Origin of the sequence: Microbacterium insulae, assembly GCF_042677065.1 — a bacterium.
Lineage (GTDB): Bacteria > Actinomycetota > Actinomycetes > Actinomycetales > Microbacteriaceae > Microbacterium > Microbacterium insulae.
In genome coordinates, this window is the sequence record NZ_JBHTII010000001.1 from 1,318,771 (window position 1) to 1,335,276 (window position 16,506).

9 protein-coding genes are annotated in these 16,506 nt (G+C 68.8%); 4 read left to right on the forward strand and 5 right to left on the reverse strand.

From position 1 onward, the window contains the following. The first annotated feature begins 53 nt into the window (after positions 1–53). Positions 54–9,218, forward strand: a complete 9,165-nt coding sequence (locus ACFQ0P_RS06310; protein ID WP_204981252.1) for a DUF5979 domain-containing protein — start codon at positions 54–56, stop codon at positions 9,216–9,218. Between the two features lie 12 nt (positions 9,219–9,230). Here ACFQ0P_RS06310 and ACFQ0P_RS06315 read toward each other — a convergent pair whose 3' ends face one another. Then, entirely contained in the window at positions 9,231–10,001 is a 771-nt protein-coding gene (locus ACFQ0P_RS06315) for a Pr6Pr family membrane protein (protein WP_378771661.1), read from the reverse strand. A gap of 77 nt (positions 10,002–10,078) precedes the next feature. Here ACFQ0P_RS06315 and ACFQ0P_RS06320 point away from each other — a divergent pair, with 77 nt between their 5' ends. Further along, positions 10,079–11,365, forward strand: coding sequence for an adenylosuccinate synthase (locus tag ACFQ0P_RS06320; protein ID WP_204981253.1), 1,287 nt, complete (start codon positions 10,079–10,081; stop codon positions 11,363–11,365). A 1-nt stretch (position 11,366) separates the two neighbouring features. Continuing rightward, positions 11,367–12,527, forward strand: coding sequence for a lactonase family protein (locus ACFQ0P_RS06325; protein WP_204981254.1), 1,161 nt, complete (start codon positions 11,367–11,369; stop codon positions 12,525–12,527). 158 nt (positions 12,528–12,685) lie between these two features. On the opposite strand, the gene ACFQ0P_RS06330 is transcribed toward ACFQ0P_RS06325, so the two are convergent. Then, positions 12,686–13,894 carry an AI-2E family transporter gene (locus ACFQ0P_RS06330; protein ID WP_204981255.1) on the reverse strand — a complete coding sequence of 403 codons (1,209 nt, stop codon included), beginning with the start codon at positions 13,892–13,894 and terminating at the stop codon, positions 12,686–12,688. Positions 13,895–14,025: 131 nt separating this feature from the next. On the opposite strand from ACFQ0P_RS06330, the gene ACFQ0P_RS06335 reads away from it, so the two are divergent. After that, positions 14,026–14,319 (forward strand): chorismate mutase, encoded by a 294-nt coding sequence (locus ACFQ0P_RS06335; protein WP_204981256.1) that lies wholly within the window; start codon positions 14,026–14,028, stop codon positions 14,317–14,319. 108 nt (positions 14,320–14,427) lie between these two features. Here ACFQ0P_RS06335 and ACFQ0P_RS06340 read toward each other — a convergent pair whose 3' ends face one another. Genes ACFQ0P_RS06340 through ACFQ0P_RS06350 form a run of 3 tightly spaced genes read right to left on the reverse strand, consistent with a single transcriptional unit; the run spans position 14,428 to position 16,414 of the window. Next, positions 14,428–15,114: a hypothetical protein gene (locus ACFQ0P_RS06340; protein WP_204981257.1), complete on the reverse strand. Its 687-nt coding sequence runs from the start codon at positions 15,112–15,114 to the stop codon at positions 14,428–14,430. Further along, positions 15,111–16,025, reverse strand: a complete 915-nt coding sequence (locus ACFQ0P_RS06345; RefSeq protein ID WP_204981258.1) for an ABC transporter ATP-binding protein — start codon at positions 16,023–16,025, stop codon at positions 15,111–15,113. The genes ACFQ0P_RS06340 and ACFQ0P_RS06345 overlap by 4 nt, the downstream gene beginning before the upstream one ends. After that, positions 16,022–16,414, reverse strand: coding sequence for a GntR family transcriptional regulator (locus ACFQ0P_RS06350; protein ID WP_204981259.1), 393 nt, complete (start codon positions 16,412–16,414; stop codon positions 16,022–16,024). The genes ACFQ0P_RS06345 and ACFQ0P_RS06350 overlap by 4 nt, the downstream gene beginning before the upstream one ends. Positions 16,415–16,506 lie beyond the last annotated feature (92 nt).

Sequence of the window (16,506 nt, forward strand, 5' to 3'; positions counted from 1 at the left end):
CTGGCACGGAACGCGCGTTCCCTCGTCACGACGACGCGCTGCAAGGAGGATCCTTGGAGAGTTGGCGCGGGTTTCGCCGGTTGATGTCGGCGGCTGTCGTCGCAACGCTGGCTGCGGCATCCGTTCTGGTCGGTGTGACCCCCGCAGCCGCGGCCGATGGAGACGTACTGGTCGATAAGGCCGCGAGCGTCACGACCGTGCAGCCCGGCCAGACCTTCAGCTACACGATCGCCGTCAACTGCACGACGATCCTCGCCGGCTGCACCAACGCGACTCTCACCGACACCGTGCCCGGCGAGTTCGAGGTCCTGGGCGCGACCGTCGGAACCGGCCTTCAGGGCGACGTGACGATCACCGGCCAGACGGTCGATGTCGTGTTCACCATGCCGATCGTCGGCGGCACGACGGGACTGCCTGCGGCGACGGCCGGCGTCGTGACGATCCAGGTGCGCGCTCGCGCTGACCTGCCCTACGAGGCCGACGGCGTGCCCGTCACGAACACCGCCACGACCGATGCCGACACCCAGCAGTCGGGACCCCTGTCGGACTCGGTCGACGTCACCCCCACCGTGCCGCTCGAGCTCGCGACCACGGTCGACAAGACCATCGACCCGCCCAGCGCGGTCGCCGACCCCGGAACTCCGGTCACGAGCACCATCACAGCCACCAACGACGCGAACGCGAACGTCGACGAGATGGTGATCACGGATCCGGTCGACCCGACGGCTTCTCCGAACCCGTTCGAGACGCTCCCCTTCACCGGCATCGGTTCCGTCACCTATCCCGCCGGTGCGGACACCGCCCAGATCCTGCTGTGGGACGGCACCGCCTGGGTTCCGGGCCCGGTCGCGACGAACCCTGCCGGCCCCGCGCCGCCCGACGTTCCCGATGACCTGGTGCGGGGCGTGCAGGTCGTCTTCACCGACACCGACGGGTCCGGCATCTCTCAGGATGCCGAGGGGGGCATCGTCATCGGCATGGAGCACGGCCCCGACGTGCAGGCGAGTCCCGACAACGTCACCGTGACGAACAGCGCGGGCAGCGAAGTGACCCTCGGCGACGTCTCCGCGACGGACGACGATTCGGCCACGCACCAGATCGTGGCCGAGGACGTCGAGGTCACAGCCGGAAAATCGTTCTCGCCGACCGATGTTCCCGCCGGCGGCTCATCGACAGCCACTCTCTCCGTCGGCAACGACAGCGAGTTCCCGCTCACGGAGATCATCGTCGCCGAGCCGACGCAGACGGGGGACGACCCCTTCGCGGGCGGGTTCGACGACTCGCTCGTCTTCACCGGGTTCAGCGCACCCATCCAGTACCCGGCCGGCGCGACCGGAGCCACAGTCACCTACTACTACGACGACGGGACGAGCGGGACCGAGCCGTTCGCCGACGGCACCACTCCTCCGGCACCGAGCGGCACGGTCGTGCGCTTCGAGATCGCGTTCACCGGCGAGATCGCGCCCACGGCCCAGACCAGCATCCCGTTCGGCGTCACCACCGATCCCGATCAGGCCGGCTATCCCGCTCTCATCCCCAACCAGATCACGGTGACGGGCACCGGTCCCATCGGTGGGCAGAGCAGCGCGACCGCCGACGCCGAGCTCGCGGTCTTCGAGCGGCATATCGAGACGGTCACGGGCAAGTCGATCTATCCGAACGAGCTGCTGGATCGCCCCGGCGAATGGGCTCTCGTCACTCTGACGGCCGAGGTGGCCGCGTTCCCGCGTTCCACGACCGACGCCACGCAGGTCGTCATCCAGGAGCCGCAGACGGTGCCCTACGACGTGGACGGGACGTTCTGGGACGAGTTCGACGCCACCGAGATCACGCAGACGAGCGTGCCCGCCGACGCTTCGCTGTCGATCAACTACTGGGACGGCGACGCCTGGGTGCCCCTCCCGGGGGCTCAAGATATCGCGGGCCCGACGACCGCCCCCGAGTTCTCGATGGACATCCCTGAAGACCTCCAGGACGACATCGTCGGACTGCAGTTCGTCTACACGGCCGACGACGGCGCGACGTTCCCACCGGGCACGGAGTTCGAGCCCCACTTCTCGGTGGCGAAGCGGGCCACCGAGCGGGACACGACGACCCAGACGAGCGCCCCGGAGGTGATCCAGAACTGCGGATCGAGTTCCGCCTCCAGTCCCGACGTGAACTCGACCGAGACTGCGGATGCGGTGGCCTGCGACACCATCCCGCTTCTGCCGCCGGACGTCGGACCCGGCGGTCTCGAGTTCATCGAGAAGTCGATCACTGAGCCGGTCGTCACCTCCCGCTCTCAGCAGCAGGCGGGGATCGTCCTCGATTGGTCCACGCAGGGGTTCTCGAACGTCGATCAGGTCCGGATCCAGGATGAGGCCGTCGAGCCCTCGAGCGCGACGCTCGCTCAATCGTTCTACGACGCCTTCGACATCGTCGAGCTGCCCGAGATCACGGCCGCGATGGACCCGCATCTCATCTACGACCAGGTGGCGGCGGTGCAGCTATGGGACGGCTCCGACTGGGTCGAACTCGCGAACGACCCGTGCCCGGCAGCCTGCGACGGCACCTTTCCCGGCGTCGTGCTGACCGACGAGGATCGCGCGGCGGCCTGGGGCATCCGCCTGTTGTTCGAGGAGAGCCCCACGCGCGCCGCGACGATCGTCGGCGAGCCGACCGCACCCCCGGTCGGCAGTGGGGTCGCCCGCTCGTCGGGAAACGACCGCCAGGTGCAGATCGTCGTCGAGCTGCGGGACGTCCGTCGCTCGGACGGAGCGCCGGCGATGGGCAACCTCGACTACAACGTCGACGACGCGGACCCCGAGATCGGAACGGTGAGAGATGTCGCCTCGGCCGCCGGCGTCGTCGACGGCTCGGTGATCGCCGAGACCCAGGACGACGCACAGATCGCGATCGTCGACGTCCCGATGAACGTCACGCTGGACAAGGCCTGGTCCAACAGCCCGTTCGGCGTCCCGCCGGACGGCTCGCCGCAGGAACAGTTCCCGACCGGACGCGTCACGCTGACCGCGACGAACGTCACCGCCGCGAAGGTCGATCAGCTCGCGATCGAGGACCCGGCGGTCGGCGCTCCCGAGAATCCGTTCTCGTACTTCAACCTGGCACGCTTCGTGGCCATCACGGTGCCGGCAGGTGCGGACCCCGCCCAGTCGGTGGTGACGCTCCAACTCGACTCCGACGGCGACGGCATCGCGAACGGGTCGACCGATTACTCGATCGATGAGGCACTCGCCCTGGACGAATCGGCGATGGTCAACATCGTCGGGGTGCTCGTCGCGCACGAGGGACGCATCGACTCCGAGGCGACCGCCGTCGTGACGATGGATCTGCGGCTGCGCGAGTTCGTGCGCGACGCGAGCGGGGCCCGGGTCGACCAGGATGACAGCCCGGTGTCGAACGTCGCCGAGGTGACGGTTCAGGATGCCGGATCCCCGGACGATCCCGCGACCGACGATGCGGCGGCCGAGGTCGAGATCACGGACCTCGAACTCACCGTGGTCGCGGACAAGTCGTTCGCTCCGGCGACGCAGACGGAGCCCGACGACGCGCCCGTCACGATGATGCTCAGCGGTCAGCCGACGGGTTCGGCGCGGACGTATGCCATGCGCATCGAGGACTCCGCGCCCACGTTCTGGAACGCGTTCGACTACACCGGGATCGACCCGTCGTTCACCCTCACCGCCCCCATCAACCTCGTGCGGATGTGGGTGTACTCCGGCGGGACGTTCACGGACACGGGGGCCGGCGTCGAAGTGACCGGCGGAACCTGGACCGCCGGGCCGTGGCTGCAGCAGACCGCGTTCCGGAGCGATCCCTTCCCCGGCCTCGACCCGGCGACGGTGCAGGGCGTGCGCTTCGACTTCCTCGACGACGATGACGGCGACGGCGAGGACGGCGAGCAATGGGAGAACCCGACCACGCCGCTCCAGGAGGTCCCCGTGCTGGTCCAGCGTCGGCCCGACCTGCGGTCCGGCGGAGCGGTGCCGAGCGACCGCGCCGACCTCGATCCGGCGCCCGGTGAATCGGCTGCCGGTGAGTTCTCAAACTCGCAGACGACCACCGTGTGCCCGTTCCTCGGCGACGTCTGCAGTCCCGACGACCCCAGCTCGGCCAGCGACACCGCCGGCGATCAGATTCGCTACGAGCACGCGATTTCCGCCGTCGAGATAACGAAGAGTCCGACCGAGGGAAACGCGTACGGACCCGACGAGGTCATCCCCTATTCCATCTCGGTCACGAACACCGGAGACTGGCCCATCGAGAATCCGGTCATCGTCGATGATCCGACCGAGGACGGGCAGCTCGTCGTCGACCCGTTCGACGACGAGGGTGACGGCACCTACCGCTACGCGCTCGTCGGTGCGGCCCCCGAGCCGGCCAACGGCCTGCCGCTGCCGACCGAGCCCGGCGACGTGACCGTCGACGAGTCCGGTGGCGCGTTCACCTTCACGTTCCCGGCCGGGAGCGTGCTGGAGCCGGGACAGACCTACACGATCTCTCTCGACCTGCGGTTCAGCATCGGTCTCCCGGGGAATACAGTCGTCGGCAACACGGCCGTCGTCTCGGGCGATCGTCCCCTCGACGACTGCAACGGAGCCGAGGGGCCCGTCGACGAGTGCTCTGCGGCGACCGAGGTCACCGTTGTGGCAGCGGGCGCCGTGCGCTCCGGCAAGGGCGTGCGAGCGATCGACGACGAGCTCGGATCGTTCGACGTCCTGTCGGGGAACGAGGACTGCGCACCGAATACGCCCGACATCGCGGACACCGTCGATCTCGGATTCGCCTGGGCGTCCTGCGTGCCACGCTCCAAGCCGGGCGGACTCGTGGAATGGCGCATGGTCATCGTCAACATCGGGAACATCCCGATGGACCGCCTGGTGCTGGTGGACCGTCTCCCGACTCCCGGGGACACCGGTGCGATCAGCGACCTCCCCCGGGGATCGCAGTGGTCGCCCGTGTTCGGGGGCGGAATCGAGCTGGTCTCGCACTCGGAGGGTGCCACGTGGGGCTATGAGCTCTCCCTCGGCGAGGTGTGTGCGGACGACCTCGACGACACGACCGGATCCGGGGGTGTCGATTGCCCTCCGGACGCGTGGCTCGACCGGGCTGAGGTCGACGAATCGCAGTTCGCGTCGGTCACGGGCGTGCGCTTCACCGTCGACTTCGCCCCGGGATCCGAGCTCGCGCCGGGCGATGCGCTCCTCGTCGACGGCCAGACTTACACACCGGCCACCGCGCCGAACATGGATCAGCCCGACCCCATCGCCTGGAACACCGTGGCCACTGGTGCCCATCTGATCGACCCGCAGAGCTCTGGGAGCTTCGACATGTCGCCGGTCGAGGGGACGAAGACCGGCGTGGCCCTGGCGACCGGATCGCTCGACGTGCTGAAGACCGTCTCCGGTCCGGGGCAGGAGTTCGCCCCGGACGAGTTCGCTGTCGAGCTCGCCTGCACCTCCGCCGCCGGTACCCCCGTCGAAGAGGAGCTCGATCCGATCGAGCTCACGCTCACCGCGGACGAGGTGGAGACCGTCGGCAACCTCCCCTGGGGCGCCGACTGCGTGCTCGTCGAGGGCGACAACGGCCAGGTCAGCACGTCGGGGACCGGCGGGGTCGTCGTGAGCGAAGAGCCGTTCGACCAGGCTGCACTTGACAACGTCTACGAGCTGGCCGACCTCGAGATCTCGAAGTCCGTGGATTCGCAGGCCGTCGACGCGGCGGGCGAGCCGATCGACTTCGGTCCCTACGAGGTCAGCGTCGACTGCACATTCGTCGGCGAGACCGTCCTCGCCGACGGATTCGTCGCGAGCCCGATGGTGGTCGAGATCGACGACGGCGAGACCGTTTCTCTCACCGGGTTGCCCGCGAACGCCGAGTGCACGATCAGCGAGACGGACGACGGAGGCGCCGACGCGGTCGTGATCGAGGCCGAGAACGGCGATGGACCGATCGAGCCGAACCCCGACGGCAGTGTCACGGTGACGCTGACCGCCGGTGTGGGGGCGGCGATCACCAACTCGGCGGCAGTCGCGAACACGTTCGAGGTCGGTTCGATCGCGATCACGAAGGTGGTCGATCCCGTGGACACGCCGTTCGCCGACCCGCCGTACGTGGTCCACATGACCTGTGCGGCGGGGGATGTCACGACATGGGACGGCGAGCTCACCTTCGCCGCGGACGTCGACGATCCGGCCAGCCCCGACGACGACACCGACCTCGTCGCGCAGATCGACGACATCGCGGCCGGATCGTCGTGCACGTTCGACGAGACGACGACAGGATCGGCGACGGATGTCGCGATCGACCCGAATCCGGTCACCGTCGGGTCAGGGGAGGTCACCGCGGTCACCGTGACGAACACCTTCGCCGAGGGCAGCGTCGATGTCGTCAAGACCTTCATCGGCGACGACCTGCAATGGGCGGCGGACGCGTACGAGGTCACGATCACCTGCTTGGACCTGTCGAGCGGGTCGCTGATCGTCGACATCCCCGGCGGCCCGACCCGGACGGTGACAGCGGGCTCCGACTGGACCGCGTCGTATGAGCGCCTGCCGGCGGGTGCGCTGTGCGTCCTGAGCGAGACGGTGACAGGCGGGGCCAATTCGTCCCAGATCCTCGATGAGAACGGCGACCCGGTGACATTCTGGACGGTAGAGGGGGACGTCTCGCGCCAGTTCACCGTCGAGAACACGTACACCGTCGGATCTCTCGTGGTGCAGAAGGCGCTCGAGGGCGAACCCGCGGCCGGTCTCGCGCCCGCGACAGAGGACTCCTACACGGTCAGCCTCGCGTGCAGCTACATGGTCGACGGAGAGAGCGTCGAGGTCTCACCGATTCCCGGCGGGGCGACGCGCATCATCACCGGCGCCGGGCAGGCGACATACGCGGGCCTGCCGACCGGGGCCGAGTGCACCGTGACCGAGACCGACGCCGGATTCGCCACCGACTCGACCATCAGCACCCCGCAACCCGTGGTCATCGGTGACGACGAGGCGGACGATCCGGTGATCGTCGACGTCGTCAACACGTTCGCCAACGGCGCGGTTTCGATCGCGAAGACCGTGGACGCACCGGACGGCTTCCCCGTGCCGGAGGAGTTCACCGCGACGCTGGCGTGCACCTGGCAGGGTGCGGACGTGCCGCTCGCCGATGGTGGCGTCGTGACGATCGTGGCCGACGCGGTCCCGGTGGTCGTCCCCGACGTGCCCGTCGGCTCGGTGTGCACGGTCGAAGAGGATGACGCAGGACAGCTCGACGCCGCGGTCAGCCCGGAATCGGTCACGGTGACGGCGGAAGGCGAGACGTTCGCACTCACGATCGAGAACGTCTACGACTGGGCGTCGCTCGAGGTCGGCAAGCTCGTCGAGTCGGACTCGCCGTTCATACCGACGCAGTTCGAGTTCAGCGTCGTCTGCACGTTCAACGGCGAGACGGTCGTCGATGAGACGTTCACGCTGGACGCCGACGAGACCGAGCTCATCAACGACATCCCGGCGCGCTCCGAGTGCACGGTGACCGAGACCGACGCCCGCGACGCGGACGACACCGTCGTCGAAGCCGATGCGCCGGGCACGACGGGAGAACTCGCCCCCCAAGTCGACCAGGAGACGCGGACGGTGGTCATCCCCGAACTCCAGCCCGACAGCACCGCCGTCGTCAACACCGTCACCTACACGAACCTCTTCGACACGTCCGCGCTCGTCCTCCAGAAGGAACTCGCGGGGGCAGGAGCGGATCAGTTCGGCGCGGACGAAGCGTTCACCTTCGCCTACTCCTGCACGTTCGGGGGCGAGGTGGTGCTCGAAGGCGAGGTCGTGCTCAGCGCGGCGAACGGCTGGACGACCTCGGTGACCGAGGTCGTGGCCGGCTCGGAGTGCACGGTTGTCGAGGCGGATCTCGAGGGCGCGGACGCGGTGGTGATCGCACCGAACGACGGGAGCGACGCGACGACCGGCTTCATCGTGGTCCCGGCGGAGGGAGGAGTCGTCACGATCACGGCGACGAACTGGTATCTCACGGGGTCGCTCGAGGTGACGAAGACGTTCGCAGGAGGCGCTGCCGAGATGTACGGCACGGGCGAGTTCGACCTCCGGCTGATCTGCCTGCGCGACGGCGAAGTCGTCGACATCCCGGGCGGGACGGTGCGCACCGTCAGCGGCGCGACGCCGACGGCATCGTGGACGAGCCTGCCCACCGGTGCGCAGTGCAGTCTCACCGAGACCGACGATGGCGGTGCCGGCTCGACGGAGATCCTCGACGAGAACGGCGAGGTCGTGGCATCCGACGGCGAACCGTATCGATTCACCGTCGACACCGACGAGACGATCCTGAGCGTCGACGATCAGCCGCAGCCCGCGCTCGAGGTGCAAAACACGTTCAACTTCGCACAGGTGTCGGCGATGAAGACGGTCGCCCCGACGACGGCCGTCGACATCGACGGCGACCCCGTCGAATACGGCCCCTTCGTCGTCGAACTCGCGTGCACGTGGGAGGGCGAGCCCGTCGTCGCCGCAGAGCCGATGACCCAGGTCATCGGCGACGGTGAGACGGTGACGTGGACCGAGCTCCCCGAGGGGGCGGAGTGCTCGATCGCCGAAACGAACACGATGGATGCCACGGCCACCACCGTCACCATCACCCAGGGCGGATCGACGGGCGACACCGCCAACGGCACCGTCGCCGCACTCGACCCGCTGCCCAGCGTGGATGCGCCGGATCAGACCTCGGTCGCGCTCGTCAACGAGTATGCCGACCCGCCGATCGTGGTGTCCAAGGTCGTCGACGGTGCGGATGCCGCGGACTTCAGCGGACGGTCGTTCACGTTCGACGTGCGCTGCGTGCTCATCGACGCCTCGCACCCGGCGCCGGGTCTGCTCCTGCGCGACGGGACGTACGAGATCGGCGGTCCGATCGGCCCGCTCGTCACGCTGCTGCCGACCGGTGCCGAGTGCACGATCACCGAGATCGACACCGGCGGGGCGGACGAGACGACCATCACCGTCGACGGCGTGCCGCTCACAGGGACGACGGTGACGACGGTGATGGGCACGGCGACCGTGGAGGTCGTCGTCACGAACACATTCGACCCGCCGCTGGCACCGACCGGCTTCGACGCCCGGACCGCGTGGATCGCCGCGATGGTCGCGATCCTCCTCATCGGCGCAGGAGTCGCGCTCGCCGGCCGGCGGCGACGGGAGGGCGTGCGGAGCTGAGCCTCTCGAGCCTCAGCGGTCCTCGGACTCGGCCTCGCGCGCCTCTTCCCACTCGTCCTCGACGTGGTCGCCGGTGAGGTGGTCGAGTTCGCGCTCGGCTCCGACGCGACGCCCCCACCAGACCACGAGGGACGCCACGACGAGGAAGGTGAGCGCGATGACGAGGATCCAGAAGATCACTGCGCCCCATCCGCCTTCGTTGTTCGGGTTGAGGAACGGGTAGGGGTACCAGAACGGATCGCCCGACACCGGATTGGTGACCAGCGGTCCGCGCAGCATGGTGTAGACGACCCACAGGATCGGGAAAGCGACGACGCCCCAGATCGCGCGCCACGGCAGCGCGCGGCGCATCGGCCCCACGAAGAGATCGGCGAGAAGGAACAGGGGCCCGATCAGGTGGAGCACCTCGTTCGACCACGGGATCGGCTCGCTGCCCTGCGGCAGCTCGATCCCGCGCAGCAGCGAGTTGTAGACCAGGCCCGTGATGATCATGTACGTCGTGACGCACGCGAGCGCCAGCGCGAGCGCGGGGGGCTCGGCCACGGCATGGCGGCCGCGTGCGAAGAACCACACCCCCGCCCACGCGAGGACGACCGAGGTGAGCGTGTTGGAGAGGATCGTGAAGAAGCTGAAGAAGTTGACCAGGGTCGTCCCGACGTCGCGGCCGAGATCGGCGGCGGTGGTGAGCGACGCGGTGAGCTGCGCCACGACGGCCGCGACGATGAGTGCGGCCATCGCGAGCCGCATGACCGACCAGGTGCGAGCCCATGCCTTCGTCTGCATGGGGACACCATATCGTCGGGCGATCGCGGGCCGTCGATAGGATGGGGTGTAACCGTCCGATAACGGGGGAGTAGCCCATGCCAGGCATCGTGATCGTCGGAGTCCAGTGGGGAGACGAGGGCAAGGGCAAGGCCACCGATCTTCTGGGTGAGCGCACCGACTGGGTCGTCAAGTTCAACGGCGGCAACAACGCCGGCCACACCGTGGTGATCGGCGACGAGAAGTACGCTCTGCACCTGCTGCCCTCCGGCATCCTGTCGCCCGGCGTGAACGCCGTCATCGGCAACGGCGTCGTGGTCGATCTCGAGGTCCTCTTCTACGAGCTCGAGGCTCTCCACGCCCGAGGCGTCGACACATCGCGTCTGAAGGTGAGCGCCAACGCGCACATCATCACGCAATACCACCGAACGCTCGACAAGGTGACGGAGCGGTTCCTCGGCAAGCGCCAGATCGGCACGACGGGCCGGGGCATCGGCCCGGCCTACGCCGACAAGATCAACCGCGTCGGCATCCGTGTGCAGGACCTCTTCGACGAGAACATCCTCCGGCAGAAGGTCGAGGGGGCGCTCGATCAGAAGAACCACCTCCTCGTGAAGGTGTTCAACCGCCGCGCGATCACGTGTGACGAGGTCGTCGAGGATCTCCTCTCCTACGCCGACCGTCTGCGCCCGCTGGTGGCCGACACCGGCCTCCTGCTCAACGACGCGCTCGACGCCGGCGACGTCGTCGTGTTCGAAGGCGGCCAGGCCACGATGCTCGACGTCGACCACGGCACCTACCCGTTCGTGACGTCCTCCTCGGCGACCGCGGGAGGTGCGGCGACCGGCGCCGGCGTCGGGCCCAACCGCCTCGACCGGATCGTCGGCATCGTCAAGGCCTACACGACGCGCGTGGGCTCGGGTCCGTTCCCGACCGAGCTGTTCGACGAGAACGGCGACTTCCTGCGCTCGCGCGGCTTCGAGTTCGGCACCACGACCGGCCGCCCGCGCCGGGTGGGCTGGTACGACGCGCCCATCACGCGCTACGCGACCCGCATCAACGGCATCACGGATCTGGTGCTCACCAAGCTCGACATCCTCACCGGTCTCGACCAGATCCCCGTGTGCGTGGCGTACGAGGTCGACGGGGAGCGGTACGACGAGGTGCCGGTGAACCAGTCCGACTTCCATCACGCCACCCCGATCCTCGAGTATTTCCCCGGGTGGAAGCAGGACATCTCGACTGCCCGCTCGTTCGACGACCTGCCGGTCGAGGCGCAGGAGTACGTGCTCGCCCTCGAGGCGATGAGCGGTACCCGCATCTCGGTCATCGGCGTCGGCGCCGCGCGGGACGCCGTGATCGTCCGCCACGACCTGCTCGACTGACGTGCGTCTCCTGCTGGGCGGGTACACCGCCGACGCCGACGGATCGGCATCCGGAATCGGGATGCTGCACGCGGGCGCGGTCGACGAGGCCTCCGCCGGCGGTCCGCTGGGCTTCGCGGGAACGGTCGCGACCGCCGACTCGCCGTCCTGGATCGCCGCCCACCCGTCGCTCGACGTCTTCTACGCCGCACTCGAGCACCGGGGGGTCGTGCAGGCCTTCGCGCGGACGGGCGAGGCATCCTTCGTCCCTCTCGGCGACCCCGTCGAAGCCGGTGACGCGGTCTGCCATGTCGCCGTCGCCCCCGACGGGGGTTCGCTGGTCGCGGCGTGCTGGGGCGACGGCCGCGTGGTGCGCATGTCGCTGGATGCCGCGGGCCGCCCGTCCGCGCCCGTGATCGCCCCGGCATCCGCCGATCCCTACGGCCCCGACGCTCCGTCCGCCGGTGAGCCCGACCTCGACCTCGCCGCGGCCGCACGCGCCCTCCGCTCGGCGGCGGGCGCGGAGTTCGCGCACCTCGTGCCCGACCACGACGTGGTGGCGGAGCCGGAGGCCGAGGCATCCACTCGCCCCTCCCGCGTCCACGAGACGCTGTTCCTTCCGGGAGGGATGCTGGCCACGACGGACCTCGGCCACGACCTGGTCCGCTTCTGGCGGGCCGGCCGCGGCGGGCTGCGGCAGGTGGATCAGGTCGCGCTGCCGAAGGGCAGCGGTCCGCGCCACATGGTGCGCCACCCCAGCGGCCACGTCTACGTCGTGACCGAGTACTCGTGCGAGGTCTTCGCGCTCGCCGAATCCGCAGACGGCACGTGGACGCTCGTCGCCGGCACCGCGCTGGGCGCGGGGACCCTGCCGGGCGACTCGGCGGCCGAGCTCGCGGCATCCCGGGACGGCGAGTTCCTCTACGCGGGCGTGCGCGGCAGCAACACGATCGCGACCCTGCGGGTGCGCGGCGCGGGCGAGGCCCTGGCCCCGGTCGCGCTCGTCGACGCCGGCGTGGACTGGCCGCGCCACCACCTCGTCGTGCGCGACACGCTGCTCATCGCCGGTCAGCGGTCGGACGACGTCGTGTCCATGTCGCTCGACCTGCGGACCGGGGTTCCGGGGCGCGTGCGTCACCGCACCTCAGCGCCCTCTCCCACCTGCTTGCTGCCGCTGCGCTGAGCCTCGGCGCCGAGCCGCCGCGCACCGGTGCTTCGCCGCCGCGCTGCAGTTCCCGACGATCGTGCCGTCGCGCGACGTAGCGGATGTCGGGAAGTGCAGCGCCGCGGCGGCCAGCGCTCCGCTCCCCCGCCTGGGACTGCGGCGCGCTCCCGCGTGAGCTAGAGCTTGGCGTCCTGCCTCGGGATGAAGACCTGCTTGATGATGAGCAGGATCGACGCGGTCACGGGGATCGCGACGAGCGCGCCGAGCAGGCCGAGCAGGGTGCCGCCGACCATCGCTCCGATGACGACCAGCGCCCCGGGCACCGAGATGGCCTTGTTCATCACGCGGGGCGTGAGGACGTACGCCTCGAGCTGCATGTAGATGAGGTAGATGACCGCGAAGATCAGGGCGGGGAGCCAGCCCGTAAAGAGGGCGATGACCGTTGCGGTGATCCAGTAGAGCACCGAACCGATCAGGGGGATCAGCGTGATCAGGAAAGCCAGCACACCCATCAGCGCGGGGAACGGCAGCCCGAGGAACAGGTGCAGCAGGAACGCCACGATCGAGTTGCAGAACGCCAGCACGACCATGCCCATGAGGTAGGCGCCGATCGAGTCGGTGATCTGGTTGGTCATCGCGGTCGCCTTCGGACGGTTGCGCGCCGGGGCGAACTGCATGAACGCCTTCTTCATCGTCGGCAGGCCCGCGAGGAAGTAGAGGCTCAGCACCACGACGATGATGAGCCCCGAGATGGCCGTGCCGACGCCGACGGCGAAGTTCAGCACGCCTCCGCCGATCGCCGCCAGGTTCGCGGGGTTCGAGAGGAAGGTCTTGAACTGCGTCACCATGTCGCCGACCTGCGCGCCGAAAGTGCTGGTCAGCCACCCGTAGAAGTCCGACGCCTGGAACTCGGTGACGAGGTCGGGGAGGTCGGTGACGAAAGCGCTGATCTGCTGCACCAGCGCGGGCACGACGAGCAGCAGCACGCCGGCGAGCACGACGGCGAACGCGGAGTAGACGATCACGATCGCCCATGCCCGGCCGACGTGGTGCCGCTCGAACCACCGGACCACGGGATCCAGGCCCAGCGCCACGAACAGCGCGAACACGATGTAGATGACGATCGTGGACAGATTCCAGAACGCGAGGCCCAGCAGTGCCGCCACGAGACCGCCGAGCGTCAGCAGCAGGCCGACGCTGAACGGGTTGTTGAGGTTCGCCCAGAAGGTCTTGGAGGCGGGCGCCTCACCCGAGGAGGCGGCGATGGCGTCGGGCACGGCGTCTCCGCTCGCATGCGCGGCGTCCGTGCCGACGGCCGGATCGACCGCGAGGGGGGCGAGGGTCTCGGCGTCGCTCGCGCCCGAGGAGGTGGCAGCTTCGGTCATGCGAGACACTCTATGACCGGCTGCCGCGGGCTCACGAGAGAGGCGCGGAGATATCACCCGGCCGGGGCGAGGGATGCCGCGCCCGGCGTCATCCGGACGCTCGGGTATCGTCGGAGGCCGAGGAGGCACGCATGACCGAGGATCCGACCGCGACGCTCCGTCGTCTGCGCAGCAGCATCGACAACATCGACGCCTCGCTCGTGTACTTGCTGGCCGAGCGCTTCAAGGCCACGAAGCAGGTCGGCCGGCTCAAGGCCGAGCACGGGATGCCGGCATCCGACCCCGCGCGCGAGGAGCAGCAGGTCGCGCGGCTCCGCCGCCTCGCCGAAGAGGCCGACCTCGACCCCGCCTTCGCCGAGAAGTGGTTCAACTTCGTCGTGGCCGAGGTCATCCGCCACCACACCGAGGCCGCCGACAGCCTCTGAGCGACGCAACCCCCTCGCCCCCCTCGCCGAGAGGGCGCAGATCACCGGATCCCGACGAGGCATCTCGTCGTTCGCGCCCGCTCGGCAAGGGGGACCGGGACGGATGCCTCAGGGCGAGGTCCGGCGAAGCGTGAGGTACGAGATCACGGCGAGCACGGCCGCGACCGCCGTCGCCCACAGGGTGAGGCCCAGAGCGCCGTTTCCGGCGATCCACTGCCCGACGGCTCCCCACGCGTTGAAGCGTCCGATGATCCACATCACCCCGACCAGCAGGACGCCCAGGCCGACGAGGATGGTGACGAGCACGACCGTGCCGAACCGCTTGTAAAGGATCGCGCACCACATGCCGAGCACGAACAGCAGCATCGCGAGCACGAAGTAGCTGAGCCCCGCTGCGGCAGGGCCGGCTTCCCACACCCAAGGCACGTAGAAGAAGAGCCCGTTCATGCCCCAGCCGTCGGTGGCGAGCTCGATCGCCCCGCCGATCACGAAGATCACCGCGAGGATGCCGCTCGTCAGCGCCGCGGTCAGCAGCGTCCCCAGGAAGTACTCGCGTCGGGTGACGCTCATCGCCTGCGAGAACGGGAACGTGTACGCGAAGGACATGACCCCGACCGCGACGAAGTACCAGAGCGGCCCCTGGGACCCGCCGCTGTACTTGTTCGCTCCGGGAGGCAGCATCGACCAGATCATGAGCGACACGATGAGGGCGCCGCCGAGGATGATGAGCGGCACCCAGATGAACGTCTGCCGGTTCACCAGCTGCATGCGGACGACGTTGAGCGTGCGGCTCATCGCAGAGCTCCTTCTTCGAGCGGGGACGCATCAGAGGTCCCGGTGGCGTTCTGGCTGGTGCGGACGATGAGCTGCTGGAGCGACACCGGCCCGACCTCGAGGCCGGCTGCGGCCAGCTGCTCACGGTCGGCGGGCGTGAGGGTCCCGACGACGGTCACCGACGACACGCGGCCCAGGCTCTCGCGGTGGATGACCTCGCGACCCTGCACGAACGCCTCGACGGCGGCAGAATCGCCCACGATGTTCGCGGCGCGGCCGCGGACGGCATCGGTCTCTTCGTCCATGACGATCCGGCCGCGGTCGATCACGAGCACGCGCTCGATCAGATTCGAGACCTCGTCGATCAGGTGGCTGGAGAGGATGACGGTGCGGGGGTGCTCGGCGTAGTCCTCGATGAGGCGGTCGTAGAAGATCTGACGCGCGACCGCGTCGAGGCCGAGATAGGGCTCGTCGAAGAAGGTGATCTCGGCTCGTGACGCGAGGCCGATGATGACCCCGACCGCAGACAGCTGGCCGCGTGAGAGCTTCTTGATGCGGCGGTTCATCGGCAGCTGGAAGTCGGCGATCAGCCGGTCAGCGAACTTCTGGTCCCAGTTCGGGAAGAACAGGCGCGCGATCGTGAACGCGTGCTTCGGCTTGGCGTCGTCGGGGTACTTCTGGCTCTCGCGCACGAAGCACATCCGCCGGAGCACCCGTGCGTTCTCGTAGGGGTTCTCACCGAACACCCGCACGTCTCCGCGGCTGGCGAAGTTCTGCGCGGTGAGGATGGACATGACGGTGGTCTTGCCGGCGCCGTTCCGGCCGAGCAGTCCGTAGATGGTGTCCTTCTCGATCGTGAAGCTCACGTCGTCCACGGCGAGGGTGTCGCGGTAGCGCTTGGTGAGCCCCTTCACCTCGATCACGGCGGTCATCGGGCTTCTCCTTCGCTGGGGGAGGCGGCCGGCGCGAGCGCCCGGTCGCGGATGAGTTCGGTCAGGTCCTCGGTGCCGAGGCCGAGTGTGCGCGCCTCGGCGACGAGCGGGTCGATGTAGCGCTCGGCGAAGGCCGCGCGGCGTTCGGCCCGCAGCCGCTCCCGCGCGCCGGGGGCGACGAACATGCCGATCCCGCGGCGCTTGTAGAGCACGTCCTTCTCGACGAGCATGGCGATTCCCTTCGCAGCGGTCGCGGGGTTGATGCGGTAGAAGGCGGCGAGCTCATTCGTGGACGGCGCCTGGCTCTCCTCGGCCAGACTCCCGTCGACGATGGAGTCCTCCACGCTCTCGGCGATCTGGAGGAACAGCGCCCGGCCTTCTTCGATCACATCGACCTCGCTATATCGGTTACTTACTCAACTAAGTAACCACAGAACCGGATGCTTCGCAACCGGCTCTCCGGATAACGATTGGAATACCA